25 protein-coding genes are annotated in these 26,591 nt (G+C 68.1%); 13 read left to right on the top strand and 12 right to left on the bottom strand.

Annotated features, from left to right (window positions below; genetic code table 11):
* Window positions 1-51: 51 nt before the first annotated feature.
* On the top strand, window positions 52-315 hold the full coding sequence (locus ACWEWT_RS27840; protein WP_452563314.1) for a helix-turn-helix transcriptional regulator: 264 nt from the start codon (window positions 52-54) through the stop codon (window positions 313-315).
* A gap of 355 nt (window positions 316-670) precedes the next feature.
* Here ACWEWT_RS27840 and ACWEWT_RS27835 read toward each other — a convergent pair whose 3' ends face one another.
* A complete protein-coding gene (locus ACWEWT_RS27835; RefSeq protein ID WP_452563313.1) occupies window positions 671-1,471 on the bottom strand; it encodes a polysaccharide deacetylase family protein in 801 nt (266 codons plus the stop codon).
* 436 nt (window positions 1,472-1,907) lie between these two features.
* Here ACWEWT_RS27835 and ACWEWT_RS27830 point away from each other — a divergent pair, with 436 nt between their 5' ends.
* A complete protein-coding gene (locus ACWEWT_RS27830) occupies window positions 1,908-3,059 on the top strand; it encodes a serine hydrolase (protein ID WP_452563311.1) in 1,152 nt (383 codons plus the stop codon).
* A 20-nt stretch (window positions 3,060-3,079) separates the two neighbouring features.
* On the opposite strand, the gene ACWEWT_RS27825 is transcribed toward ACWEWT_RS27830, so the two are convergent.
* From ACWEWT_RS27825 to ACWEWT_RS27815, 3 genes are read right to left on the bottom strand one after another with little or no spacing between them, the layout of a single operon-like run.
* Complete coding sequence (locus ACWEWT_RS27825; RefSeq protein ID WP_452563309.1) at window positions 3,080-3,319, bottom strand: hypothetical protein; 240 nt, start codon at window positions 3,317-3,319, stop codon at window positions 3,080-3,082.
* A gap of 44 nt (window positions 3,320-3,363) precedes the next feature.
* Window positions 3,364-4,311 (bottom strand): endonuclease/exonuclease/phosphatase family protein, encoded by a 948-nt coding sequence (locus tag ACWEWT_RS27820; RefSeq protein ID WP_452563307.1) that lies wholly within the window; start codon window positions 4,309-4,311, stop codon window positions 3,364-3,366.
* 60 nt (window positions 4,312-4,371) lie between these two features.
* A complete protein-coding gene (locus ACWEWT_RS27815; RefSeq protein ID WP_452563305.1) occupies window positions 4,372-5,199 on the bottom strand; it encodes a mycofactocin-coupled SDR family oxidoreductase in 828 nt (275 codons plus the stop codon).
* Window positions 5,200-5,442: 243 nt separating this feature from the next.
* Between ACWEWT_RS27815 and ACWEWT_RS27810 the strand changes: the two genes are divergently transcribed.
* The gene (locus ACWEWT_RS27810; RefSeq protein WP_452563303.1) at window positions 5,443-6,678 is read left to right on the top strand and encodes a cytochrome P450; all 1,236 of its coding nucleotides are present in this window, start codon (window positions 5,443-5,445) and stop codon (window positions 6,676-6,678) included.
* Here the strand turns inward: ACWEWT_RS27810 and ACWEWT_RS27805 are convergent.
* Window positions 6,634-7,953 (bottom strand): MFS transporter, encoded by a 1,320-nt coding sequence (locus ACWEWT_RS27805; RefSeq protein ID WP_452563301.1) that lies wholly within the window; start codon window positions 7,951-7,953, stop codon window positions 6,634-6,636. The two genes, ACWEWT_RS27810 and ACWEWT_RS27805, sit on opposite strands and share 45 nt — an antisense overlap.
* A 27-nt stretch (window positions 7,954-7,980) precedes the next feature.
* Window positions 7,981-9,039: an ABC transporter substrate-binding protein gene (locus ACWEWT_RS27800; protein WP_452563299.1), complete on the bottom strand. Its 1,059-nt coding sequence runs from the start codon at window positions 9,037-9,039 to the stop codon at window positions 7,981-7,983.
* A 154-nt stretch (window positions 9,040-9,193) separates the two neighbouring features.
* Between ACWEWT_RS27800 and ACWEWT_RS27795 the strand changes: the two genes are divergently transcribed.
* Window positions 9,194-10,783, top strand: coding sequence for an FAD-dependent oxidoreductase (locus ACWEWT_RS27795; protein ID WP_452563297.1), 1,590 nt, complete (start codon window positions 9,194-9,196; stop codon window positions 10,781-10,783).
* Window positions 10,780-11,133, top strand: coding sequence for a 4Fe-4S dicluster domain-containing protein (locus ACWEWT_RS27790; RefSeq protein WP_452563295.1), 354 nt, complete (start codon window positions 10,780-10,782; stop codon window positions 11,131-11,133). Before ACWEWT_RS27795 ends, ACWEWT_RS27790 begins: the two co-directional genes overlap by 4 nt.
* 251 nt (window positions 11,134-11,384) lie before the next feature.
* Here ACWEWT_RS27790 and ACWEWT_RS27785 read toward each other — a convergent pair whose 3' ends face one another.
* The gene (locus tag ACWEWT_RS27785; protein ID WP_452563293.1) at window positions 11,385-11,792 is read right to left on the bottom strand and encodes a nuclear transport factor 2 family protein; all 408 of its coding nucleotides are present in this window, start codon (window positions 11,790-11,792) and stop codon (window positions 11,385-11,387) included.
* Window positions 11,793-12,032: 240 nt separating this feature from the next.
* On the opposite strand from ACWEWT_RS27785, the gene ACWEWT_RS27780 reads away from it, so the two are divergent.
* A complete protein-coding gene (locus ACWEWT_RS27780) occupies window positions 12,033-12,926 on the top strand; it encodes a hypothetical protein (RefSeq protein WP_452563291.1) in 894 nt (297 codons plus the stop codon).
* A gap of 53 nt (window positions 12,927-12,979) precedes the next feature.
* Here the strand turns inward: ACWEWT_RS27780 and ACWEWT_RS27775 are convergent, their stop codons facing one another.
* Both ACWEWT_RS27775 and ACWEWT_RS27770 read right to left on the bottom strand, forming a co-directional pair.
* The gene (locus ACWEWT_RS27775) at window positions 12,980-13,372 is read right to left on the bottom strand and encodes a PPOX class F420-dependent oxidoreductase (protein WP_452563289.1); all 393 of its coding nucleotides are present in this window, start codon (window positions 13,370-13,372) and stop codon (window positions 12,980-12,982) included.
* 31 nt (window positions 13,373-13,403) lie between these two features.
* Window positions 13,404-14,876, bottom strand: a complete 1,473-nt coding sequence (locus ACWEWT_RS27770) for an MFS transporter (RefSeq protein WP_452563287.1) — start codon at window positions 14,874-14,876, stop codon at window positions 13,404-13,406.
* 53 nt (window positions 14,877-14,929) lie between these two features.
* Here ACWEWT_RS27770 and ACWEWT_RS27765 point away from each other — a divergent pair, with 53 nt between their 5' ends.
* The 3 genes from ACWEWT_RS27765 (at window position 14,930) to ACWEWT_RS27755 (ending at window position 17,235) form a co-directional block, all read left to right on the top strand.
* Window positions 14,930-15,688, top strand: a complete 759-nt coding sequence (locus ACWEWT_RS27765) for a TetR/AcrR family transcriptional regulator C-terminal domain-containing protein (protein WP_452563286.1) — start codon at window positions 14,930-14,932, stop codon at window positions 15,686-15,688.
* Window positions 15,689-15,725: 37 nt separating this feature from the next.
* On the top strand, window positions 15,726-16,496 hold the full coding sequence (locus tag ACWEWT_RS27760; RefSeq protein WP_452563284.1) for a nucleotidyltransferase domain-containing protein: 771 nt from the start codon (window positions 15,726-15,728) through the stop codon (window positions 16,494-16,496).
* 247 nt (window positions 16,497-16,743) lie between these two features.
* The gene (locus ACWEWT_RS27755) at window positions 16,744-17,235 is read left to right on the top strand and encodes a hypothetical protein (protein ID WP_452563283.1); all 492 of its coding nucleotides are present in this window, start codon (window positions 16,744-16,746) and stop codon (window positions 17,233-17,235) included.
* A gap of 6 nt (window positions 17,236-17,241) precedes the next feature.
* Here ACWEWT_RS27755 and cobN read toward each other — a convergent pair whose 3' ends face one another.
* On the bottom strand, window positions 17,242-20,874 hold the full coding sequence (cobN, locus tag ACWEWT_RS27750) for a cobaltochelatase subunit CobN (RefSeq protein ID WP_452563282.1): 3,633 nt from the start codon (window positions 20,872-20,874) through the stop codon (window positions 17,242-17,244).
* A 65-nt stretch (window positions 20,875-20,939) separates the two neighbouring features.
* Here cobN and ACWEWT_RS27745 point away from each other — a divergent pair, with 65 nt between their 5' ends.
* Window positions 20,940-21,485, top strand: a complete 546-nt coding sequence (locus tag ACWEWT_RS27745; protein WP_452563280.1) for a PaaI family thioesterase — start codon at window positions 20,940-20,942, stop codon at window positions 21,483-21,485.
* 36 nt (window positions 21,486-21,521) lie between these two features.
* On the top strand, window positions 21,522-22,706 hold the full coding sequence (gene cobG, locus ACWEWT_RS27740; protein ID WP_452563279.1) for a precorrin-3B synthase: 1,185 nt from the start codon (window positions 21,522-21,524) through the stop codon (window positions 22,704-22,706).
* Between the two features lie 37 nt (window positions 22,707-22,743).
* Here the strand turns inward: cobG and ACWEWT_RS27735 are convergent, their stop codons facing one another.
* Window positions 22,744-23,049 carry a hypothetical protein gene (locus tag ACWEWT_RS27735; RefSeq protein ID WP_452563277.1) on the bottom strand — a complete coding sequence of 102 codons (306 nt, stop codon included), beginning with the start codon at window positions 23,047-23,049 and terminating at the stop codon, window positions 22,744-22,746.
* 211 nt (window positions 23,050-23,260) lie between these two features.
* Window positions 23,261-24,112: an oxygenase MpaB family protein gene (locus ACWEWT_RS27730; protein ID WP_452563275.1), complete on the bottom strand. Its 852-nt coding sequence runs from the start codon at window positions 24,110-24,112 to the stop codon at window positions 23,261-23,263.
* A gap of 224 nt (window positions 24,113-24,336) precedes the next feature.
* Between ACWEWT_RS27730 and ACWEWT_RS27725 the strand changes: the two genes are divergently transcribed.
* Window positions 24,337-25,464 (top strand): NDMA-dependent alcohol dehydrogenase, encoded by a 1,128-nt coding sequence (locus ACWEWT_RS27725; RefSeq protein WP_452563274.1) that lies wholly within the window; start codon window positions 24,337-24,339, stop codon window positions 25,462-25,464.
* 52 nt (window positions 25,465-25,516) lie between these two features.
* On the top strand, window positions 25,517-26,584 hold the full coding sequence (locus tag ACWEWT_RS27720; protein WP_452563272.1) for an NAD(P)H-dependent amine dehydrogenase family protein: 1,068 nt from the start codon (window positions 25,517-25,519) through the stop codon (window positions 26,582-26,584).
* Window positions 26,585-26,591 lie beyond the last annotated feature (7 nt).

Here is a 26,591-nt window from a genome sequence, read left to right as displayed (position 1 = left end):
ATTTCTATACCGTCATTGCGGTACATTAATACCACTCCTAGAGTGGAGGGCATGGTCCGCCTGCCCCTCACCGCCACTCAGATCGACGCCGGCCGCCGCCTGGGCGTCAGATTGCGTCTCGCCCGCGACGGACGCGACCTCGCCGAGGTTGCCCGCGCGGCCGGTATCTCCCCGGAGACTCTGCGTAAAATCGAGACGGGCCGCCTGCCCTCGCCGGGCTTCGGCACCGTCGTTTCCCTGAGCCGCGTCCTCGAACTCCCCCTCGAGGAGCTGGCCGAGATCTGGACCGCGGACAGCCTCGCCGAAACCGCTTGACCGGACCCGAGCCGGATACTGCTGTCCGCTTCCCCGCAGTTCCGCCGGCACGGCACGATAGGCCGCTATATCGTGCTGCCCGCCGGGCTCGAACGGTTCGAGATCCAGCCCCCGCTCCCGGTAGCGCTCCCGTCCCGGACCATTCCGGTCCATTCATCGGGCAGTGACGATGTGATATCGCGGTCGAGATCCGAGAGCGCGCGCGGCGGTAGCCCTTCCCGTTCGAGCGCCCGATTCATCAGCAGCCGCGAACCACGGCCGTTGTAGTCGACATCCCACGGACGGACAGCGACGAACTCGCGCTGGAGATCGGCCGCCGGCGCCACAGCACGCGCCGATCGCGATCCGGGCCGGATCAGACCACCGTGAGGACATCGTCGAGCGTGACCAGCGACAGGTTGCGTTCCCGGATGATGTCCACCAATTGCCCGTAACAGTGGGTGACCGGCGGGAAGTTCGCGTGCCCGATGACGATCGACTGAGGGTTGAAGTATTTGTGCGCGCACTCCACCAGATACTGCTCGGTGATGAGACCGGAATCGGACAGGGAGCCGTACCACATGACCGGGACGGTATAGCCCAGATCGGCGGCGATCCGGTCCACTGTGGCGTTGTGCCGACCGAACGGCGGCCGATAGTAGGGCGCGCCGGTGACCCCGAAGATATTGTGCAGAAACAATTTACAACGAGACAGCTCATCGGCGACCGCGGCCTCCGAACCGGCGGTGAGATCGGCGTGCGACCAGGTGTGATTGGCGAGCTGGACCTGCCCGGCCTCCACCAACGGCCGCAGTTCGTCCCGGTGCGCGAGCCAGGAGTCGTAACAGGCGGTGACGAAAAAGGTGAAGCGGGCCCCCGTATCCCGGGCGAACCGGATGTACGCACCGACGACCTCGGCACTCACCCCGTCGTCCACGGTGAGCGCCATACAGGTGCCCGGCCCGGGAAGCGCGGTGATGGTGCCGGCCGGAATCGGCGTACGCGGACCACCCGGCGGGGGCGGCAGCAACGGAGCCGGCGGCGGCATCGGTGGCTCCACTGCTCCCGGCGGCTGCCCCGCACCCGCCACAGCCGATCCACGCTGTGCGGCGTTGCATCCGGTCAGTGCCGCGACCGTGCTCGCGGCCAGCAACGACAACACCCGACGCCTGTCCATGACCACCCCGATCGCACCGTGCTACCGACAAGATCTCTGTGACGCGTGCTCGAGCGTCCCGGACTCTACCGGCGCGGACGACGCAGAACACGGACCGCCACGCAGGTATTTCCGGGGCCGGCGCGACACGGCGGTCGGTGACACCGGATGAATCGGGTCGTAGCGATCCGGCGGCTTCCGTTCACCTCCAGCAAGTTTCGAGCGGTGTGCGCAATGCCGTGGCAGATTCGGCTCCGGCGGCGGATCCGCTCCGGTGGTCCGATCCGACCGAGAACGGACCGTGCCGATCCGAGTGTCTCGGTGAACGGTTCCCCGGTCGCCTACCGTTTCCTTCATGTGTTGTTCGGGTGAGGGTTCGGCGAACGGAGCCGGCGCGGCACGGCGCGGAATCGCGCGGGCCGACAGTGGAAACGGCCGCGCGCCGTGGGTTCGCGCGATGGTTGTGCTGCTCACGGGATTACTCGTACCCGCGTGCTCCGGGGGATCGGCCGCGCCGGTCGCAACGCGGGATCCGCTGCGCGCCGTCGTCGAGGAGACCTTTACGGCGTTGCGCGACACCTACGATGTTCCCGGAATCGCAGTGGGCGTGCTCCACGGTGATCGAGCCCGGCACTTCGTGTTCGGGACCACCGCCGCGGACGGCACACGTCCGGTCACCGACCGGACCCTCTTCGAGATCGGCTCGGTCAGCAAGCTGTTCACCACCCTGCTGGCCGGTGCCGCGGTGGCGGAACGACATCTCGACCTCGACGCCACGGTCGGCCGCTACCTACCGCAACTCCGTGATCACCCGATCGACAGCGCACGCTTGCGGGATATCGCGACGTACGCCGCGGGTGGCCTACCGCAACAGTTCCCCGCTGAGGTGCGAACAGAAGCGGATATGTGGCACTGGTTCCGGCAGTGGCGCGCCACGTACCCGGCCGCGACCACCCGCCTGTACGGAAATCCGGGCATGGCGCTGCTCGGTCTGGCGACCGGCGCCGCCCTGCGGCGTCCTTTCGAGGACGCGATGCGCACCGAGGTACTCGCACCGTTGGGGCTCCGGGACACCTATTTCGAGGTACCGGCCGAGGTCCGGGACGACTACGCCTGGGGAACCTCGAAATCGGGAGCTCCGGTCCGGGTGACGCCAGGTCCGGGAGACGCGCAGGCCTACGGTTTGAAGACGACCGTCACCGATCTGCTGTCGTTCGTCGGAGCGAATACGGACACTCGGCACGCGCCACCCGAGCTGCGCGAACCACTCGACGCGACCCATCAGGGGTACTACCGGGTCGGCCCGATGACTCAGGCACTGGGCTGGGAGAGCTTCGACTATCCGGTATCGCTCGAGACCCTCCAGGCCGGCAACTCGGCCGAGGTCGTCTACCGACCTCAGCCGGTCGGCCCGGTCGCATCCGCGTCCGGGCCGGTGTTGTTCGACAAGACGGGGTCGACCGACGGATTCGGCACCTATGTTGCCTTCGTGCCGAGTCGATCCATCGCGGTCGTCGTTCTGATGAACCGCAATATTCCGATACCCGCACGGGTCGCCGCGGTGCACCGGGTCGTCGAAACGCTCGATACCACCGCGCCTCGTCCGTAACCGGCCGCGACCGGCCCCGATCAGTGCGTGCGCTTGGACGTAGTGGGTTTGCTGGGCTTCTTCTTGCTGTTCTTCCCGTCGCTGTCCGGCTCCCATTCGTAGCCGGGAGTTCCTTTCTCGCAATACGAATCAGCGACCTCGGTATCGGTGGCGTCGAATTCGCACCAGCGTTTACTGCCGCAGGCGGCCGAGCCGAGACCGGCCGCGAGGGTGATCACCACGATGCCGGTGACAGTGCGCAGACGGGTGCCGGAAAACATGTTCTCTCCTGGTTTTTCGAGGGAAGGCCGAGCGCCCCGGCGCATCAGGGGGTGAGCCGGAGACGGGCCACGACGGCGCGGTGGTCCGAACCGGCGAGGGTGAACGTACTGATGTGATCGGTGGTGCCGCCGGATACCAGAATATGATCGATACCGATCAGCGGACCCCAGTTCCGGTCGGCCGGATAGGTCAGCAGTCTTCCCGCTCCGGCCTGTTCCGCGGCGGCGGCGAAATCCCCGCGCACCAGCCGCCGGAAGGCCACGTGATCGCTGGTGGCGTTGAAATCCGCGCCGACCACCGCCGGGCCCCGCGATTCCCGCAGGATCGTTTCCACCGCGTTCATCTCCTTCGCCCAGACCGCCGCGTCCACCGTGGGCGGCAGCGGATGGAACGCGTAGACCGCGACCGGGCCGAGGGCGGGATGGGTCAGCGTCGCGGACAGGTTGCCCATGACGAACTCCTGGTGCCGCACCGGATCCGACAGCGGGAAGCGGCTGTAGATACCCGTACCGCCGCCACCGGGACCCGGATCCAGATAGCTGTACGGGAGCAGGGTGCCCAGGCCGTCCGCGGCCAGCGCGTCGACGGCCTCGGGGGTGAGTTCGTCCACGGTGAGTACCTCGACGCCGCGTGCGCGGACCGCGTCCACGAGAGCGGCCGTATCCGCGCCGCCGAACAGCAGATTCGATTGCAGCACTGTCAGTTCGGCGCCGGCGGCCGCGCGGCTGTCCGGGACGAACAGCGGCAACTGGGTCCACAGCACACCGGCGAGTACAACCACCGCCGCCGCGGCGCTGCGCCAGCCGCGCGCGGTCAGGAACAGCAACAGCGCGACCACGGTCGCGAGCATCAGATAGGTCGCGCCCGAGGCCAGCAGGATCAGCTCCCGCCGCTGCCAGCCCCCGAGATAGAGGGCGATCCCGAGCACGCCGGCCAGCAGTGCACACCACCCCGCGCCGAGCAGCACCCGGCGGACAACTCTGTGCCTCATAGCCGCAAATCTATCCGGCCCGCTCGAGAGAACCTTTCGAAGTCCTTGCAGTCACGGCGCTCAGAGCACTCCACCGGCATCTATCAACTGGGTGGTCCCGGTGATGTAACGGGCATCGTCGGAGACCAGATGCAGCACGGTCGCGGTGATGTCCTCCGGTTCCAGAGCCGCGACCGGGAGCCGGTTCAGGGTGCGGGCAGCTTCTTCGAAATCGGCCCGGTCCGGGGCGGCGAGATCCGGGCGGAAGAGACGATAGGTGGCCTCGTTGAGGATCATTTCGGTAGCCACTGTCGTCGGGTGCACAGTGTTCACCCGGATACTGTGTGGGGCGAGTTCTTTGGCCAGGACCTTCATCAGCATCACCAGGCCGGATTTGGCCGCCGAATAGTGCGCGGTGTTCTCGTTGGCGTGGAAGGCGGCCAGCGAACTGGTGATGACCACGGAACCACCGCGACCACCGTCGACGATATGCGGGACCGCGGCCTTCAGTGTCTTCCACACACCGGTGAGATTGATATCGATCATGTCCTGCCAGACGTCCTCGCTCATCTCCAGGGTCGGGGCCGGGCTGGAGATTCCGGCATTGGCGACGACGATATCGAGGCGCCCGAAGGCCTCCGCACCCGCGGCGACCGCCGCGGACTGAGCTGCGAAATCACGGACATCGGCATCCCGGGCGATGATCCGGCGACCGGTGGCCTCCACCAGCCGTACCGTCTCCGCGAGGTCGCCGGCACCGGCGAGCGGGTAGGGAACGCTGTCCACCCGGGCCGTCGTATCGACGGCGACGATATCGGCACCCTCCTGAGCGAACCGCACCGCATGCGATCGTCCCTGGCCCCGCGCGGCGCCGGTGATGAATGCGACCTTGCCGTCCAATTTGCCCACGAGTTACTCCGTATCCGCACCGAATGCTGCACCGACTACCGTGGATCCGACGATATGACACCCGCTGTCGAAAGTCGACGGCCCGCTGCGCCCAGGAGTGGCAACCCGCGCGCAACCTCTCCGGCGGGAAATGACCTATGATCTTGGTGCCCGCAGCGCAGCGGAACCGGCCGAACCACCACCAGGGTCAACGCTTCAGCACCGCCCCCGCCGTTGTCTGCCGACCTGCTTTGGAGCAATACCATGAACACGCCGCTCGACCCCGTTCCACCGCAGGTACCCGGACGGGGCGACGAACAGCGTGTCGCTCTGTATTCGGCGGAGTTCGCCGCCGATCCGCATCGCGCCTACCGGGAGATGCGGGCACGCTACGGCGCGCTGGTGCCGGTGGAACTGGCCCCCGATGTGCCCGCGACCCTGGTGATCGGCTACCGCGCAGCGCTGCGCATCCTGAACGACCCCGACCGCTTTCCCGCCGATCCGCGGCACTGGGAGAGAACCGTTCCCGCCGACTGTCCGGTGCTGCCGGTTCTGCAGTGGCGACCGAACGCCCCGCGCAGTGCCGGTACCGAGCACGCCCGTTACCGGGGCGCTACCTCGGCGGCGTTGAACGGGGTCGACCTGCACGCGCTGCGCGGTACCGTGGAGCGCTTCGCGGTGCCGCTGATCAATTCGTTCTGTACCGCCGGTTCGGCCGATCTGGTGGCCCAGTACGCGTTTCCGCTGACCTTCGAGGTCATCAACGCGATACTCGGCTGCCCACCCGATATCAGTGCCCGCGCCGCCGCCGCGACCGCTGCCATCTTCGACGGGGTCGACGCGGAGAAGGGCAACCGGATGTTCGGGGAGGCGGTCCAGGAACTGGTGGCCGCCAAGGGTGTCGAACCGGGCGACGACGTCACCTCCCGCCTGCTGCACCACGCTGCCCAGCTCGACGGAACCGAGATGACGCATCAGGTGGTCGCGCTCTACGGCGTCGGTATGGGACCGATGCAGAGCCTGATCATCAACACGCTGTCGCTCATCCTCACCGACGACAGATTCGCCGACGAGATGCTCGGCGGCGCGCTGTCGACCCGGGACGCGCTCGACGATGTGCTCTTCGACGATCCGCCCCTGCCCAACGCCAGCGTCACCTACCCCCGCCAGCCGATTCTCGTCGACAATGTCTGGCTGCCACCGCATCAACCGGTGGTGATCAGTCTCGCCGGATGCAACAACGATCCGGAAATCCGCGACGGTGACCATATCGGCAACCGGGCTCATCTCGCCTGGGGCGCCGGGCCGCACGCGTGCCCGGCCCAGCCCGCCGCCTACCTGATCGCGCAGGAGGCCATCGACCAGTTGCTCGACGCACTGCCCGAAATCCGGTTGGCGGTACCGGCGCGGGAGCTGGTCTGGCGGCCGGGACCACTGCACCGCACGCTCGCCGGATTACCGGTCACCTTCCCACCCACGCCGCCGCTGACCATCGGCTGACGCCGGGATTCGGCCCTCGCCGAGCCGGGAACCGGCCATTTCGCTCGCTCGGGGAGACGGGATGCCGGCCGATCGGGATACCGGATCGGGTGCGGACCGCCCCGGGACCGGAACGAACCTCGGGATATACCGGAACATCACCCCCGCGCCGGTCACCGAGACAACGCCCAGCGCTGCCACCGCCGCTCCGAGCGCGACCACCGTGGCCGCGGCGCCGGCGGCCAGCGGCCCCAGGAACATTCCGAAATCATGGGTGAGCCGCCACGCGGCCAAGAACTCCGCACGGGTGGCCGCCGGCGCCACATCGGCGCCCAGCGTCATGATCACACCGTTCCCGAAACCGTTGCCGATTCCCATGACCACGGCCACCGCGCCGATGGTCCACACATCGTGGGCCAGCGGGAGCAGGAAATAGGACAGCGCGATGATCAGCAACGAGGGTACGGCGATGAACCGGCGACCGTAACGATCCATCAACTGTCCGGCCGGATACGAACACAGCAGATCGAACGCGGCACCGATACCGAAGACCAACGAGGCCGACGCGGCGTCCAGACCGATATGGTCCGCCCACAGCGGAAGGGCCGCCTCCCGCGACGCCCGCGCCGCGCCCATGAGCAGTGACCCGGCGCCCAGTGTCGCGAGCAACCCGCGATGCCGCCGCAGAATCGTGCCGAGGGAGACTCCGCCCCGCGGCGCGTCACGAGCCCGTGGCGGATCGGGTACCCGCGACATCAGATAGCCGGAGAGGACGACACCGGCCAGTTGGACCGCGAATCCGCCGCGGGTCCCGATCCCGAGGATCATCAGGGCACCGGCGAACGGACCGACGAGAAAGCCCAGCCGCCACATGAGCGCGAATGTCGCCATGGCCCTGGCCCGCATCGGCACCGGGACCACTTCGGCGAGATAGCTCTGCCGGGCCAGTCCCCACACCGCGTTCGACACTCCGGTCAGCAGGGCGCCGACCGCCAGCACCGCGGGGGTCCACGCGAACAGGGACAGCAGCACACCCGCGGTGCCGATCATCGATCCGGCGATGATCGACCGCCGCTCACCGAAGCGGGCCACCACCCGGCCCGCCGGGAGATCGCCCAGTACGGCACCGAGGCCGACGAGCGCGACGATCACCCCCGCCACACCTACCGAGGCACCCAGATCCCGAGCGGTCAGGGCGATTACGGGCGAACCGGCGCCCTGGCCGATCCCGAACACCGCGGACGGGAGGAAGACGGTCGGCAGCAGCGGGCGCAGCGTTGTCCAGGTGGAAGTCATCCGTCCGGCTCGGTCGCTACCCGCTCGCTATCCGACCACCTTGCCGTCCGGTCCGGAGTTCTCCGGATAGGTGCCGTTGGCGTACGGGTTGAACTCGTTGGTGTACAGGTCCTTCGCGACGAGTTCGCCGCTCTCCACCTCACCGTTGCGGACCAGCCAGTCGATCCACAACTGGATCTCCTGCTCGCGCGTGACGCCGCCGGGCCCGGCGACGCCGGTGCTCTTCCAGTAGCTCGCCTTGTCCGGGCTCTCTCCCTCACGCCCGCGGCGGGTGATGATGTCCTCGAACTTCGCGATCACCTGGTCGCGCGGTGTGGTCTGGGCCCAGCGGATCGCACGGGCAGTGCCCTGGGTCAGATCGGCCACCGCGTCACGATTGCGGGCCAGGAAGTCGTCGCGGACGATATAGGTGCCGTAGCTGAAGGCGCCGAAGAGGTCACCGTCGGTGAACAGTGGCCGGACCCCACCGCGCCCCACCGCCTCGTCGCGCCAGATGTCGAAGAGCGCGACCGCATCGATATTCCCTTGCCGCAGTGCCTGTTCCGCGTTCACCGGCGGCACGACCGTCAGTTCGACCTGAGCGATCTCGTCATTGCTCAGCCCCTGCCGGGCCAGCCACTCCCGCGCCACGAACTCGTGGTGCGCGCCGAGGGTGTTCACCCCGAACTTCTTACCGATCAGATCACGGGCACTGCGGATCGGACTGTTGTCCAGCACGTAATATCCGGTGAAATTCTCCTTGTCCGAGCCGTAGTAGCTGATCACCGAAGTGATCGGCGAACCGGCGGCGGCGAGTTTGACCACGGCGCCGTTGAACGCGCCGCCGATATCGGTGGCGCCGGTGGCCGCGGACTGGATGTCCTGCGGGCCGCTGGTCGTATTACCGACCCAGTCCAGGGCGACCTTGTCGAAATAGCCCAGATCGGCGGCGAGTTCGGGGTAGGTGACCTGACTGGCCCAGCCCTGGTACCGGATGAGTGTCTTTCCGTCCTCGGTGGTCCGGGCTTCCGACGAGGTGCCGCAGGCCGACACCAGGGAGACGGCCGCGAGCAGCGCGAAGAGCAGAGCCGGCACACGTTTACGCATGGCGTGATCATGACGACACCGGCGATCGGCGACGAGATTTGCACTACCCGCGATTCCAATCGTTGTCCGCCCGGGTAGCCCGGGTGCAGCCTGGCATTCGTCACTGTGACCCGCGCGGACGCGATGAGTTCCGCGCACCGACGAGGGGTTCCGTATGACGGATGTGCACGATTCGAACACCGATGTTCTCGTAATCGGTGGTGGCCCCGCCGCCACCTGGGCGGCCCTGCGTGCGGCCCGGGCCGGGGCGGATGTGGTGCTCGCCGACAAAGGCTACTGCGGGACGAGCGGCGCTACCGCGTCCGCCGGTACCGGCGTGTGGTACGTCCCGCCGGATCCGGTCGAACGCGAGGCCGCGATCGCGAGCCGGGAGAGCCTGGGCGGTTATCTGGCCGATCGACGCTGGTCGGCCCGGGTGCTCGACGAAACCTACAACCGCCTGGCCGAACTCGCCGAGGAAGCCCGCTATCCGTTCCCGGTCGGGCCGGACGGCCGGCAACTGCGCAACGGACTCCAGGGCCCGGAATACATGCGCCGGATGCGGATCCGGGTGCGCCGCGCCGGTGTGCGGATCCTCGATCACAGCCCGGCCACCGAACTGCTGGTCGACGCGGCGGGAGCCGTCGCGGGAGCCGCCGGCTATCGGCGGCAGGCCGGGGAGAGCTACCGGGTGCGGGCGGGCGCGGTGGTACTGGCGACCGGCGGGTGCGCGTTCCAGTCCAAGGCACTGGGCTGCGATGTGAACACCGGCGACGGGGCGCTGTTCGCCGTCGAAGCCGGGGCGGAACTGTCCGGGATGGAATTCTCCAACGCCTACGGCATCGCACCGGAGGGCACCTCGGTGACCAAAACGGCGTTCTATCATTTCGCCACCTTCTACCGCGCCGACGGCAGCGTGCTCGAGGGCGCCGACAGCCGCAACCGCTCCCCCATCGCGGCGGAACTGTTGCGCGACAGGGTTTTCTGCCGCCTCGACCGAGCCGATGAACCGACGCGGACCGCCATGCGCCACGCCCAGCCGAATTTCTTCCTCACCTTCGACCGGCTCGGTATCGACCCCTTCACCGATGAATTCCCGATCACCTTGATCGCCGAGGGCACCGTGCGCGGCACCGGCGGAATCCGCCTGGTCACCGAGGAATGCGGTACCAGCGTGCCGGGCCTCTACGCGGCCGGTGACGCCGCGACCCGCGAACTCATCTGTGGCGGGTTCACCGGCGGCGGCAGCCACAATGCCGCCTGGGCGATCTCCTCGGGCACCTGGGCGGGAGCGGGCGCCGCCCGGTACGCGCTGGCGCTCGGCCGCGGCGCACCGGGCCGGCGGGTGACCGGTATCGGTACGGTCGGCATCCGGCCGGAGGGCCGCCGGACCGACCGTGATCCGCGTCGGGTCGTGGAAGCGGTACAGCGCGAGGTCCTGCCCTACGACAAGAACTACCTACGCCGCGGCAGTGTGCTCACCGAGTCGCTGATCACCCTGGACACGATCTGGACCGATATCCGCGAATCCCTGGGCGGCGACGGTGCCGAACGAGTGCGTACCCGGCAGGCCGCGGCCATGACCGCGCACGCCCGCTGGATGTACCGGGCGGCACTGGCCCGCACCGAGACCCGCGGGATGGCCAAACGGCTCGATTTCCCCGACCAGGACCCCGGCCAGCACCATCGGCTCATCACCGGCGGCCTGGACCGGATCTGGGTCCGGCCGGAACAGGCCACGATCCCCACGGCGGTGGCATCGTGATCGAACTCGTCTCCGCACAGCGCTGCATCGCCTGCGACAAATGCATCGCAGTCTGCCCGACCGATGTCTTCGACCGCGGCGCCGACGGTATACCGGTGATCAGCCGGCACAGCGACTGCCAGACCTGCTTCCAGTGCGAAGCGAACTGCCCGGCCGATGCTTTGTTCGTCTCGCCTCGCACGACCCCGGAGCCCGCCTCCTCGCCGGCCGGCGATCAGGACGAGTTGGTCCGCAACGGACTGCTGGGCAGCTATCGCGCGCAGATCGGCTGGGGCAAGGGCCGCACCCCCGGTACTCTCCGGGCGCTCGGCCCGGCACTACAGCCCAACGGGTCCCCGCTCACCAGCTGACCGCGGCAGCTCGGCCCGGACACCGGGCGGCCGCTACGACTCCGGCGGCAGCCGGACGGAACTGCCGCGAATCGGACCCGCCACGTACTGGGCTCAACCGATCGTTGGTATCGATACGACGGCGGGCGACTGGTCGTCCGGCCGCCGCTCCGGCGACCTCGATCGCGGTAGGTTCCGCGCGCCTCGATCCCTGGAAGCTTCCGGCGGGGCGTGCGCTCGCGGTCTACTCCGGCGGGGCGTGCCGGTGTGCGCTACTGTGCCTCGGTACTCGCGGCAATCGCCTCGCTCCGGATCCTGTCGAACTGCGCGGCCATTGCCTCGGCCAAGGCGGTGGCCGCCGAGAGCGGGCGCACCATCACCATGAAATCGTCGATCTTCCCGTCCTCGTCGAAATGCAGGAAATCGCATCCGGTGAGCCGTTTACCCGCGACAGTCGCCTCGAAGACCAGTGCGTGATCGCGACCGCCGGGGTCGGCGATCTCCCGGACATAGCGGAAATCCTCGAAGACCCGCAGCACACCGCGCAGAATGGCCGCGGTGAGGGGTTTGCCCGGATAGGGCTGGAACGCCACCGGACTGGTGAACACCACATTATCGGCCAGCTGCGCCTCTATGGCGGCGGCGTCACGGTCCTCCACGGCCTTGCGGAACGGGTGCATCCGGAACCTCGCTCAGTCCATCTGCCGACCGGGCCCTCGCCGACCGGGTTCGCCCTGGACGCTATCGACCTCGACCGAGGATGTCCACGATGGCCCGGATCGTGAGTAGTGACACGTCGCGACGCCCACTGCCGACCAGGTCGCGGGCCACGCCCGGCGATGAGTACGTCCTGGTAGGAAAGCAGTATCACATCGCGTAAGTTACTGTTTCGAGTCGTCCGCTCCGTATTCTTCTGAGCTGTGGCCGGTATCAGCCTGGATGTGACGATAACGCAGGTCCTGCACCGGATCGGCGGCTCCATCGACGACGTTGCCACGGTTCTCCATCGCGATACGGACACGTTCACCGGAAAACTACGCGGCGGAACCGACACACTGGTCCACCGGGACGAGCCGACCGCTCTCGGCCGGCTGGCATCCCAGGACTACGACGGAAGAATCCTCGGCCGATGGAACCAGCCGCCGGTGCCCCGGGTCGACAACGCTCCCGAGATGATCGCGGACGAACTGGAACGGATCTACCGGTCCGGCGACAAGGCCCGGTGGGCGAACTACGACCCCAGGCTGTACCGGAAGGGCTACCGGGGGTTCGAGAACTGGTTGAAGTCCGACGAGCCGCTCGGGCCGCTGCACGAGGGCTACGGCCTCAACTGTTGGGAGATGGTCTGTTATGCGGCGGCCCGGTCCGGGGTGGCGGATAAACGATATCTGCGTGAACTGACCGAGTTTCCCCGTGCAGGCGGCTGGAACGAGGATTTCGTCACGAAGATATGGCAGCCGCGGATGGCCGGCTGGTTGATACCGGAAGGACGCCGCCTATACACCGGGGCGCCCGGCAGCCCTCGACCGCAACGCGGCGATATCGTCATGTGGAACCAGTACGCCGAACACGTCACCGTGGCGACCGGGCGGACCGGCAAAGACGGTTCCCCTGAACTGTATTCATCCTGGTATCTGCCGAAATACCAGGCGAAATACGACGAACTCACCGATTCGTATTCCCAGGTGGTGGATGCGGTGCAGGTAACGACCGTCAAAGAGTTGTCGGACGGGATGCATGCCATACGGAACAACAAGGGCAAGACCGTCTATCCGGATCCGTTCGAGATCTACTACGGTCGCGGGCCCTGGTGAACGACTGTCGAGGAAGCCGGCGCCGTCGCACCGGTCCGGCCGGGACGAGCTCGTCAGCCAGGGGTTCCGGAGCGTTGGGTGATCGCGATCCCCACCGACCCGTCCGACCCGCGCAGCAGTTTGTGGCCGCGGATCATGATCTTCCCGATCAGCCCGTATTTGCCGCCCACCACCTCCCTGACGCGCTCGGTGCCGATGGCGTCCAGGATCTCGGCGGTGCCGGGCAGGACCTCCCCGCCTTCGGTCCGCCCCCGATTGTCCGAGATCTGCAGGGTGACCTCGGGGTTGCGCCGGATCCGTTTGACCTTCCAGGAGGTGGGGTTGGTCCACACCAGCAGACGGTCGCCGTCGGGAGCCACCCATACCGGGGTCCCGACGGGCGAACCGTCCTTCTTGTAGGTCGTCAGCGAAACATATTTGGCCTGCGCCAACTGCTCCCAGCTCATTGCTCCACGGTAGGCCGGGTGCAGTCGCGCGTCACGGATTGCCGACCGGTATTTCCGCGGCGGCCGGTTCCTCGTGCCGGGCCGGGACCGGGCGCGCCCGCAGGACGATCGCGCCGAACACCGCCGCCGCCAGGCTGAAACCGGCGCTCACCCACGCACCCACCGATACCGCGTCGGCGAAGGCGGCCTTCGCGGCATCGTCGTACCCGAGCGCGAAGGCCGCGCCGATGGATTCCCGGGCGGCCGCGGGGGCACCGGCCGGCATCTGCGCGGTGAAGACCCCGGCCAGCACGCTGCCCAGAATCGCGATACTCAAGGCCATACCGACCTGCTGGAGGGTGTCGTTGAGAGCCGAGCCCACGCCCGCGTGCCGGAGCGGGATGGCGTTCATGATCGACGTATAGGCGGCCGGCCCGGCCAGACCACCACCGATTCCCATGACCAGCATGCTGACCAGGACCCACAGGTACCCTGTCCCCACGGCCAGGACCGCGAAAGCGACGGACATGACCGCCAATCCCGCGACGATCAGCGTTTTGTTGGCCAGATCCTTGCCCAGGGTCGCCCCGAGTCCGTTGAACACGGCACCGGCCAGGGCATAGGGCAGCAGCGCGAGACCGGCTTTCATCGGACCGTAGCCGAGGACGAACTGCAGGTACTGGGTGAGCATCAGCATCACCGCGCCCATTCCGAAAACCATGAGCAGCACAGTGGCGCAGGTGGCGGTGAAGTCGCGGTTGGCGAACAGCGCCAGCGGCAGCATCGGATGCTCGTGCCGCCGCTCCCACAGTACGAACCCCGCGGCGGTGACGATCGCGATCACCAGGACCGGGATGTTCCATTCCCGCTCGATGATCAGGTAGACCGTGGCGGCGAGCGCCAGGATCGACAACACCACTCCTACCCCGTCGATCGGGCGCTGTTCCCCTTTGGTCTCGGGCATCAGCACGAGTGCGGCGACGATCGCCAGCGCCGCCACCGGAATGTTCAGCAGGAATACCGAGCCCCACCAGAAGTGCTCCAGCAGCAGACCGCCCAGGGTGGGGCCCGCGACGATTCCGAGAATCGAGACGGTCGACCAGACCGCCAGCGCCATCCGGCGTTCGTCCTCGTCGAAGGTGGTCATCAGGATCGACAGTGTCGAGGGCATCAGCAGTGCACCGCCGACGCCCATGACGGCCCGGGCGCCGACGACCTGCCAGGGTTCGGTCGCCAGCACCGCGGCCAGTGAGCCCACGGCCAGGACGACCAGGCCGAGGATCAGCATCAGCCGGCGGCCGAACCGGTCCGACAGGCTGCCCGTGGTGAGCAGTAGGCCGGCGAAGACCAGCACATAGGAATCGAGGATCCACTGGATATCGGAGGGGGTGGCGTCGAGTTCCCGGATCAGCGACGGGATGGCGATATTCAGCACGGTGCTGTCGATCATCAGCACCAGCAGCGCGAGGCAGAGCGCGGCGAGGACGAGCCATCGGCGCGGGTCTCGTACAGTGTTCGATTTCACTCGCACACTGTATGACCCAGTCGAACGATGTGCGAGCGAATTAGGATCGAGCTGTGGCCGATCAGTTCGACAGTGTGTGGACCCGTACTCCCCGCCGGGCCAGGACCTCGGGCCTGGACCGGGAGCAGATCGTGCGCGCGGCGGTATCGATCCTGGACAAGGAAGGCCTGGACGCGCTCAGCATGCGCAGACTCGGCGCCGAACTCGGCGCGGGCGCCACCAGCGTGTACTGGCACGTCGCGAACAAGAACGAACTGCTCGAACTCGCCCTGGACCAGATCTGGGGGCTGGTCGACGATGCCGGACTGGATCGGGCCGCGGGCCTGCGCGAGCTGCTCAGCACCTTCGCCTACAACTTCCGCGGTGCGCTGCTGGCCCACCCGTGGGCCGCGACACTCATCGGTCAGATTCCGGCCGTCGGCCCCCAGGCCTTCCGGCTGACCGAACGGCTGCGTACGGCGTTCGCCGACGCGGGGTTCCGGGGGCTGGACGTATACCTGGCCAGCGGCACCGTCACCAGTTTCGTACTCGGCCAGGTCGTTCCGCTGATCGCGATGGAGAAGGCGCACGGCGGACCGGTCGATCGGGAACAGGTGATGCGGATCCTGGACGAGCTCAGTACCGACTATCCGCAGATGCGCGCCGACTATCGCACGCTGATGCCCCAGGATTCCGCGGTCGGCAACGCGATCGGCTTCGATTTCGGATTGCTGTGCCTGCTGGACGGACTGGAGGCCCGGTTACGCGCCCAGGCTCCCGCGGCACCGGCGGACCCGGACCCGAACGCGGCCGGCGAATTTCGGCTCCCGTGACCACCGTCGGCCACACCCGCAGACTTCGGAAGGAAATGTGCTCCCCGACAACGAATTCGTGACATCGGTCGCCGATCGCCTCGCTGCCCTGCCGAACGTCCGCGCCGTCACGCTGGGCGGATCCCGGGCACAGGGCACCCACGAGCCCGGCAGCGACTGGGATTTCGCGCTCTACTACCGCGACCGGTTCGACCCCGCCGATCTGCGCGCACTCGGCTGGGAAGGCGAGGTGTCCGAACTCGGCGCATGGGGCGGGGTGTTCAACGGCGGCGCGTGGCTGACGATCGACGGCCGAGCGGTCGATGTGCACTACCGGGATCTGGCAGTGATCGAACACGAACGCACCGAGGCGGAACTGGGCCGGTTCCGGTGGGAACCGCTGGCGTTCCACCTGGCGGGGATTCCGAGTTATCTGGTGGTGGGCGAACTCGCCGGCGCACAGGTGCTGCGGGGTACGCTGCCGCGGCCCGGGTTTCCGGCGGCGATGCGGGCGGCCGCGCCACCGATCTGGCGCAGGCAGTCCGCGTTGACCCTGCGTTACGCAGGTGCGGCCTACGCACCGCGCGGCCGGCTGACCGAAACCGCCGGGGCGCTGGCCACCGCGGCCATGCAGACGGCGCATGCGATCGCGGCCTGTCGCGGTGAATGGGTCACCAACGAGAAACGGCTGCTGGACCGCACGGGGCTGCGCGGGATCGACGAGATCGTCGGCGGGTTGACGACCGACCCGGCGATCCTCACCCGGGCCGTGGATACCGCTCGGGAGCTGTTCGCCGCGGCCGCGGCGGAGGACGACCCGGATGCGTGACCGACCGTGCCGATAACGGTACGGTCTCGTCAAGATCGAGAATCACATATTCGGCAAGAACCGCATCCGAAGGTGCGGAGGCCGCCGAGCGCCTCCTAGGCTCGCGGAGGGCCGCCGCCGAGTACCGACCGACGGGGCGCGGCTCGACCGGATACGGCGTCCCGGCGACGCCTCTCGTATCGCCCGGCCGACGGCGTGCCGGTACCACCCTCGCGCCCGCGGGCCGACGACCCCGAAGGATGCCACCGTGAAGAAGACAGTCATGGCCGCCGCTGCCGTCGTACTACCCCTGTTCTCGGTCACCGCCGCCGTCGCCGAACCGGTACCGGTGGTACCCGAACCGGCACCGGTGGTCACCGACGATTCCGTTCCCACCGGTCCACTGGGTACCACCTTCCCTGTCCGCACCGGCGGCGATATGGCGGTCACCGTCCGGCCCGCCGATACCGAGATCGAACCGCGCGCCGAGGGTCAGCGGGTACTGGTCTACGACGTCGCCGCCGAACAGACGGCGGGCAACCCCTATTTCCTGCCGACGCTCGACCTGCGCATGGTGACGGCCGACGGGGCCACCGTGTATCCACTGACCGATGTACCCGGCGAGTACCCGTCCGGGTTCCTGGAGCCGGGACAACCGCGCCACGGTCTGGTGGCCTTCGGGATCGGCGCCGAGCAGGACCCGGCGAAGATCCTCTTCGCCACCAGCGACTACTTCATCCAGAGCAGCTGGACCCTCTGACGCCCGCTACTCCAGCTCGCCCTCGGTCTCCAGGTACACCTGGCGCAACCGGTCCAGCGTCTCCGGTTCGGGACTCCCCCACAGCTCGCGTTCGGCCGCCTCGAGCAACCGTTCGGCGATACCGTGCAACGCCCACGGGTTGGACTGCTCCATGAACTTGCGGTTGGTCTCGTCGAAGACATAGCTCTCGGCGAGCTTCTCGTACATCCAGTCGGCGATCACATCGGTGGTGGCGTCGTAGCCGAACAGGTAGTCGACCGTAGCAGCCATCTCGAAGGCACCTTTGTAGCCGTGCCGGCGCATGGCCTCGAGCCAGCGCGGATTGACCACCCGGGCCCGGAACACCCGGGTCGTCTCCTCCGACAGGGTGCGGGTGCGCACCGCGTCCGGGCGGGTGCTGTCACCGATATAGGCCTCCGGATTCTTCCCGGTCAGCGCGCGCACCGTGGCGACCATGCCGCCGTGGTACTGGAAGTAGTCGTCGGAGTCGGCGATATCGTGCTCACGCGTATCGGTGTTCTTGGCGGCCACCGCGATCCGGCGGTACGCGCTGCGCATATCGTCGGCCGCCGGGGCGCCGTCGAGATCGCGCCCGTAGGCGTAACCACCCCAGGTGGTGTAGACCTGCGCGAGATCGTCGTCGGTGCGCCAACTCTTCGAATCGATCAGCTGGAGCAGGCCCGCGCCGTAGGTCCCCGGTTTCGAGCCGAAGATCCGGGTGGTGGCCCGGCGTTCGTCACCGTGCTCGGCGAGATCGGCACGGGTGTGGGCGCGGACGTAGTTCGATTCCGCGGGTTCGTCCAGTTCGGCGACCAGCCGTACGGCGTCGTCCAGCAGGGCCAGTACATGCGGGAACGCATCGCGGAAGAAACCGCTGATACGCACCGTCACGTCCACCCGCGGCCGGCCCAGCTCCGCGAGGTCCATCACCTCGAGCGTGGTGACCCGGCGGCTGGCCTCGTCCCAGACCGGGCGTACCCCCAGCAGCGCCAGCACCTCGGCGATATCGTCACCGGAGGTGCGCATGGCCGAGGTGCCCCAGACCGAGAGACCCACCGAGCGCGGGTATTCCCCGTGATCGGCGCGGTAGCGCTCGAGCAGCGATTCCGCCATGGCCTGGCCGGTTTCCCAGGCCAGCCGCGACGGGACGGCCTTCGGGTCGACGGAGTAGAAGTTGCGGCCGGTCGGCAGCACGTTGATCAGGCCGCGCAGCGGTGAGCCGCTGGGGCCGGCGGGGATGAAACCGCCGTTCAGCGCGTGCAGGACACGGTCGATCTCGACCCCGGTTCCGCGCAGTCGCGGCACCACCTCGGTCGCGGCGAAACGCAGCACCGCGGCGACGGCTCCACGATCGGCACCGGCGGTGTCGAACAGCTCGGCCGCATGCGCGTCGACGAGCTCGTCCACCGCCGCGGGCGACCAGTCGGCCGCTTGCAACGCGACGACCAATGCCCGGGCCCGCGCCTCGACCGTATCGACCCGCTCCCGCGCCTCGTCGCCGGATTCGCTGAGTCCCAGCGCTTCCCGCAGGCCCGGTACCGATACCTCCCCGCCCCACAGCTGCCGCGCCCGCAGCATGGCCAGCACCAGGTCCACCTCACCGTCACCGGCCGGGGCGCGACCGAGGATATGCAGACCGTCGCGGATCTGGACATCCTTGATCTCGCACAGCCAGCCGTCGACATGCAGCAGCATATCGTCGAAGGTTTCCTCGTCCGGACGTTCGGCCAGCCCCAGATCGTGGTCCATTTTCGCGGCCCGCATGAGCGTCCAGATCTGCTGCCGGATGGCGGGCAGTTTCGCCGGATCCAGCGCGGAGATATTGGCGTGCTCGTCGAGCAGCTGTTCGAGCCGGGAGATATCGCCGTAGCTCTCGGCGCGGGCCATGGGTGGGATCAGATGGTCCACCAGGGTCGCGTGCGCGCGGCGTTTGGCCTGCGTCCCCTCGCCCGGATCGTTCACCAGGAACGGATAGATCAGCGGCAGATCCCCCAAGGCGGCATCGGTACCGCACGCCGCGGACATACCCAGGGTCTTACCGGGCAGCCATTCGAGGTTGCCGTGCTTACCCAGATGCACCAGCGCGTCGGCACCGAAACCGCCGGATTCGGGCTCGGTGGAAAGCCAGCGGTAGGCGGCCAGATAGTGATGGCTGGGCGGGAGATCGGGGTCGTGATAGATGGCGACCGGATTCTCCCCGAAACCGCGCGGCGGCTGCACCATCAGCACCACATTGCCGAATCGCAGTGCGGCGATCACGATCTCACCGCGCGGATCGGCGGAGCGGTCGACGTACAGTTCCCCCGGCGGCGGCCCCCATGCCTCGACGACCGCGGTCCGCAGTTCCTCGGGCAGGGTGTCGAACCAGGCGGTGTACACCTCGGCACCGATCCGCACCGGATTGCCCTCGAGCTGTTCGGCGGTGAGCCAATCGGGATCCTGGCCACCGGCCGCGATGAGCGCGTGCATCAGCGCGTCACCGTCCCGCTCCTCCAGACCCGGGACCTCCCCCACGGCACCGAGATCGTATCCGGCGGTACGCAGTTCGGTGAGCAACGCGATAGCGCTGGCCGGCGTATCGAGCCCGACGGCATTACCGATCCGGGCATGTTTGGTCGGATAGGCCGACAGCATCAGCGCCAGGCGTTTGCGCTCCGCGGGGATATGCCGCAACCGCGCGTGCCGCACCGCGATCCCGGCGACCCGGGCGGCACGTTCGGCGTCGGGGACGTAGGTGGACAGGCCGTCGGAGTCGAATTCCTTGAAGGAGAACGGCACCGTGACGAGCCTGCCGTCGAATTCGGGGACCGCGACCTGGGTCGCCACATCCAGCGGGGACAGCCCGTCGTCGTTCGCCTCCCATTGAGCGCGACCGCTGGTCAGGCACAGGCCCTGCAGAATCGGGACATCCAGTTCGGCGAGGGCACCGATATCCCAGGACTCGTCGTCACCGCCCGCCGTGGCGAGCGCCGGTTTGCTACCGCCGGCGGCCAGGACGGTGACCACCAGCGCGTCCGCCTGCCGGAGGGTGGCCAGCAGTTCGGGTTCGGCGGTGCGCAGCGATGCGCAATAGACGGGCAGCGGTACCGCGCCGGCGTCCTCGATCGCGCCGCACAGAGCGTCGATATAGCCGGTGTTCCCGGCCAGATGCTGGGCCCGGTAGTAGACGACGCCGACGGTCGGCTTCCCGGCGACCGGTCCGGGATACCGGGCGGCGCGTTCGAGCCGGCCCCAGCCGGGCAGCTGGACCGGCGGTTCGAATCCGTGCCCGGTGAGCAGCACCGTATCGGACAGGAAATTGTGCAGTTGCCGCAGATTCTGCGGGCCACCGGCCGCGAGATAGTTGTGCGCGTCGGAGGCCACACCCACCGGAACGGTCGAACATTCCATGAGTTCGGCGTCGGGCGCCATCTCGCCACCGACGGCCACCACCGGTACTCCGCTCGCGCGCACCGCGGCGAGACCGTCCTCCCAGGCCCGCTTACCGCCGAGAATGCGCACGATCACCAGGTCGGCGCCCGCGAGCAGGCCGGGCAGATCGTCCACCAGCAACCGGGCCGGATTACCCCACCGGTAATCGGCACCGCTGGCGCGCGCGCTCAGCAGATCGGTATCAGAGGTGGACAGCAGCAGAATCACAGCGATGACCTTCCTGGGTGACGCGCCCGTGGGGGGTTTGTGTGCTCGCCGGAGAGGGTCTGGCTGTGTCAGTGGCGCGACCGCACCGGAGTTCCACCGGTTTCCTCGTCACCCGTCGAGCCCCCGGATGCTACCGCGAACACGGTGACCTCCCGTGCCCCGGCCGCGCGTACTTGCCGATCCGCACCGATACGGGTCGGCTGCACGCCATGGCCGACGACGCGGGTACCGCACTGTTCCATCAGTCCATGCCCCTCACCGAGCGCCTCGGGGTCGAGGTCCTCGAACACGGCCCCGCCCTGGTGCGCAGCCGGATCACCTGGGACGAAACGCTGTGCACACTGGGTGGCGCGCTGCACGGCGGTGTACTGATGGCGCTGGCGGATTCGACCGCGGCGGTGTGCGCGTTCCTCGATCTGCCCGAAGGGACCCGGGCGACCACCACGGTGGAATCGAAGACGAACTTCCTGCGCGCTGTGCGTTCGGGCCATGCGGCGGCGTCGTCCCGGCCGCTGCACACCGGACGGTCGTTCATCGTGGTCGAGACCGAGGTCCGCGACGATACGGGCGCGCTCGTGGCGAAGGTGACCCAGACCCAGGCGGTGCGCTGAACCGGCACCGTCCGGCGCCCGTATCCTGGTCGGATCATGGCACGTACCGATCCCGATTCCTGTCCCGGTGTCCTGCGCCTGCACGAGGCCGCCGACGGCCCGCTGGCCCGGGTCCGGGTTCCGGGGGGAACGCTCGCGCCCGAACAGTTGCAGACGTTCGCCGCGGCGGCCCACGATCTCGGTGACGGCTCCATCGAACTGACCTCGCGCGGCAATGTGCAGCTACGCCGGGTCCGGGATGCGGACGCCCTCACCGAACGTCTGGCCGCCGCCGGGCTGCTACCGAGCCGGACCCACGAGCGGGTCCGCAATATCATCGCCTCTCCCCTGTCCGGACGGGTCGGTGACCACGCCGATATCCGGCCGCTGGTGGCCGCACTGGATACCGGTCTGCTCGGCTCGCCCGGGCTGGCCGAACTCCCGGGCCGGGTGCTGTTCACCGTGGACGACGGCCGGGGCGATGTGAGTCCGCTGCGCCCGGATATCGGCCTGCACGAACTCGGCGGCGGGCGGTCCGCCCTGCTGCTCGCCGGGAGCGACAGCGGGATCCGCCTCCCCACCGCCGATGCCGCCGAAGTGCTGCTGGCGGCCGCGCACGGATTCCTCGAGCTCGCCGACGGGCAGTGGCGTCTGCACGAGGTCGCGGACGGCGCCGCACGACTGGCCGCGTTGCTCGGGCTCGAGCCCGGACCCGAGAGACTGGAATTCCCCGGTCCCGCGGACCCGCCGATCGGCTGGCTGCCCCAGTGCGACGACCTCGTCGCGCTCGGCGCGGGCGTGCGCCTGGGGTCACTGCCCGCCCGGACCGCCGAATTCCTCGCCGCCGTCGAACGTCCGATCCTGCTCACACCGTGGCGCAGCCTGATCGTGACCGATCTCGGCGAGGGGCCCGCCGAACAGGTTGTCCGGGTGCTGGCGCCGATGGGTCTCCTCTTCGACGCCGCGTCACCGTGGTTGCGGATCACCGCCTGCGCGGGGCAGCCGGGCTGCGCGAAATCGCATACCGATGTCCGGGCCGATGCCGCGTTCGCGGTCGAACAGGGCCGGACGGACGGCCCGACGGCCCGCGTATCCGATATTCCGATACCGGCCGCGGAGATCACCACCGGCGGGCGGCAGCACTGGTCCGGTTGCGAGCGGCGCTGCGGGCGGCCCGCCCGTGGGGCCACCGAGGTCACCGGAACCCCGGACGGCTACCGGGTGACATCACCGTGCGACTGAACCGGCGAGGCGGCCTGCCCGGCGGGGCGAAGCGGTCCTACTGCTGGGACGTCGACGACTTTTCGATGGGCCGCGAACGACGGTCTCCGTCGTCCTGTTTGCCGTGGCTGGCCACCAGCAGTACGACGATCAACAGCGCCATCACCGCCGCGACGGCCAGCGAAGCAGAGGGCTTGCGCAGTTGTTCGGCTTCTTCGCGGACCGACATCTCCTCCGGCAGCGGCGGAGCCGGTACGGCGGCGTGGTGCTCGGGTCGCGCCCCGGCCGCCGGGCATCCGCTCGCCCGATTCGAACCCTCGGTGACGAACGACGAACTGCCTTGACGAGCCTGAACTGTGAGCATGCAGAAATCGTATCGACGTGCGCGCGGCGAACATCCGGAAACTTCCCGGTAATGGGGAATTTACCCGAGCTTTTCGCGAAGGTGGTCCGGGTCACGTCTGCGCCGGTCAGCGGCTCGGAGCCGGGATCAGCAGGCCCACAAGGTAAATCGAGCCGGTGTGACGTAGGGTACGCTGCTTGCCCCCACCCCGCGTTGTGTCGCAAACCATAGCTCAACCGGCCCGGACCCGCCGGATACCGGCGTAGGCGCGCGGGGCGTATCGCAGTCGATCGGGCAGCACCGGCCAGACCGTGCGCACCACTCCCGCGAACACCCCGAACAGCTTCCGGTCCACCGATGTCCAGCGCAGACCCAGGATCTCGCGGGCACGGCCGGGCATGAGCGCGTTCGCGAGCCAGACATTGAATGCCATCACCGGCCGCCAGATCACCGACCACACCGGTTCCGGAATACCGGACAGCGCCGGGATCCGGACACTGCCGAGCCGGAGCGCGAAATCGGTGGTCGGATTGGCCTCGAGCACCTCGTCGATGGTGCGGTTCCAGTACTCTTCGAACTCCGCGTAGTTCGCGACCAGTACCCGGTCCGACAATCCGTACATCCGCCACCAGGTGACGCCCTCCGCGATCAGCTGATCCTTCTCGGCGACGGTGAGCGGAGTACCGAAATGTTCGTTGAGCGCGATGGTGAGTTCGACGAAGGTGGCGTGGGTCCACCAGTACACATCGGGATTCAGCGCGTGATAGCGCTCACCACGCGAATCGGTGCCCTTGAGCGGGCGGTGGTAGTCCCGCACCCGGGCCGCCTGCGCTTCGTTGTCGGCGTCGTAGATCATGCCCTGGATCTGCGGTAGCGAACGGATGAGGCGATCCCACGGGTCCTGGAAGAAGTTCGAATGATCCTGCAGGGCCGCACCTACCGCCGGATGCATGTTCTGCAGGATTCCGGTCCGGCCCAGGAACAGCATGTTCCGCAGGTCCCCGGCGTACTCCCAGGTCAGCGACCCGGGTCCGATCGGCGCCCCCACGGGACGGGATGTGGCGGCGATATCCGGAGCACCCACGATCTGACCTCCATGTCGAACGGCTCGAAGCTCTGAGACGAATAGTAGGTCATCATCTCAGTATCTCGCTCAACGAGGGGTCCACTGTCGCTCGCCGGGGGATTCCGGGACGCCCGGCGCCCCAGTGTCGTATCGTCGTCTGGACTGATGTCCATACACTTGTGCATACAGCCGGGCCCGACGCCGTCACGGACCCGGGAGTGGTAGAGAAAGCAGGTTCACCGATGAAGACCAAGGGCGCTCTCATCTGGGAATTCGACCAGCCGTGGCAGATCGAGGAGATCGAGATCGGCGATCCCCGCAAACACGAGGTGAAGGTCCAGCTGGAGGCGGCCGGAATGTGCCATTCCGACCACCACCTGGTAACCGGCGGAATCCCGATGATGGGCTTCCCGGTACTCGGCGGGCACGAAGGCGCCGGCATCGTGACCGAAGTCGGCGAGGGCGTGGAAGATCTCGCCGTCGGCGATCACGTCGTCCTGTCGTTCATCCCCTCGTGCGGGAAATGCAAATCCTGTCAGGCGGGCCTGCGTAACCTGTGCGATCTCGGCGCACTCCTGCTCGCGGGCACCTCGGTGACCGACGGATCGTTCCGGATCCAGGCCCGCGGCCGGGACGTCTATCCGATGGCCCTGCTGGGCACCTTCGCTCCGTACATGGTGGTACACGAGAGTTCGGTGGTGAAGATCGATCCGTCGATCCCCTTCGAAGTCGCCTGCCTGGTCGGCTGCGGTGTCACCACCGGCTACGGATCAGCGGTCCGCACCGCCGATATCCGGCCGGGCGAGGATGTCGCCGTCATCGGCCTGGGCGGGGTGGGTATCTCGGCGCTCCAGGGCGCCGTCCACGCGGGCGCCCGCTACATCTTCGCGGTCGACCCGGTGCCGTGGAAACGCGAACAGGCCTTGAAATTCGGTGCCACCCACGCGTACGCGACAATCGAGGAGGCGACCGCCGGCTGTGCGGAGATCACCTGGGGCGGAATGGCCAAGAAGGTGATCGTGACCGTCGGCGAGGTGCACGGCGAGGACGTCGACAGCTGGATGGGTATCACCGCCAAGGCCGGCACCTGTGTGCTCACCGCCATGGGCAACCTGACCGAGAACAAGACCACGCTGAACCTGGCCATGCTCTCCCTGCTGCAGAAGAACCTGCAGGGCACCATCTTCGGCGGCGGTAATCCGCACTACGACATCCCGCACCTGCTGTCGATGTACCAGGTCGGCAAATTGAATCTCGACGATATGGTCACCCGGCAGTACCGGCTCGAGGACATCAACGACGGGTACCAGGACATGCTCGCCGGCCGCAATATCCGCGGCATCATCCGCTACACCGACGCGGACCGTTGATCCGGCCGGCGGCCGGTCCCGGTCCGGGACCGGGACCCGACGAGGAGGACGTATGAGTTACCGGGTCGTACAGTGGGCCACCGGATCGGTCGGCCGGGCCGCCCTTGAATGCATCCTCGATCATCCCGAGCTGGAACTGGTGGGCTGCTGGGTCCATTCGCCCGATAAACATGGGCGCGACGTGGGCGAATTCATCGACCGGCCACCCCTCGGGGTGACCGCGACCGACAGTCTCGACGAGATCCTCGCGCTCCCCGCCGACGCGGTGGTCTACGCGCCGCTGCTGCCACGTACCGAAGAAGTGGCGGCACTGCTGCGGTCCGGGAAGAACGTGGTGACGCCGGTCGGCTGGTTCTACCCCACCGACGAACAGGCCGAACCGGTACAGCGGGCCTGCCTGGACGGCGGAACCACCTTGCACGGCACCGGTATCGACCCCGGCGGAGTCACCGAGGTGTTCCCGCTGCTGCTGTCGGCCATGTCCGCGGCGGTCACCTTCGTCCGCGGCGAGGAGTTCTCCGATATCCGGACCTACGGCGCACCCGATGTGGTCCGCCACATCATGCGGTTCGGCGCCACTCCGGCCGAAGCCGCCGAAGGGCCGATGACCCGGCTGCTCGACGCCGGATTCCGCCAATCGGTCCGGATGATCCTGGACACCCTCGGATTCACCGGCTCCCCGCAGATCCGGACGGTGCACGAGACAGCGGTGGCTACCGCACCGATCGAATCACCCATCGGCACCATCGAACCCGGACAGGTCGCCGCGCAGCGTTTCCACTGGGAGGCGGTGGCCGGTGGGGAGACCGTCGTCCGGATCGGGGTCAACTGGCTGATGGGCCAGCAGCATCTCGATCCACCCTGGACCCTCGGTGCGGCGGGCGAACGCTTCGAGATCGAGATCGACGGCGATCCGGGCACTTTCGTGACCATCCGCGGCTGGCAACCCGAGCCCGGCGACCCGCCGGAGGCCAAGAATCCCGGAATCGCCGCGACGGCCGCGCACTGCGTCAACTCCATCCCGTACGTCTGCGCGGCCGCACCCGGCATCCGGACCTCGGTCGATCTACCCATGGTGGCCGGCCGGGCCCATCCGAGGTTTTCGACGGGCACCGGCTAGAACGGGT

This window comes from Nocardia sp. NPDC003963 (assembly GCF_053605105.1).
Note: the sequence above shows the minus strand (reverse complement) of the source record. Positions and strands in the feature narration are given on the sequence as shown.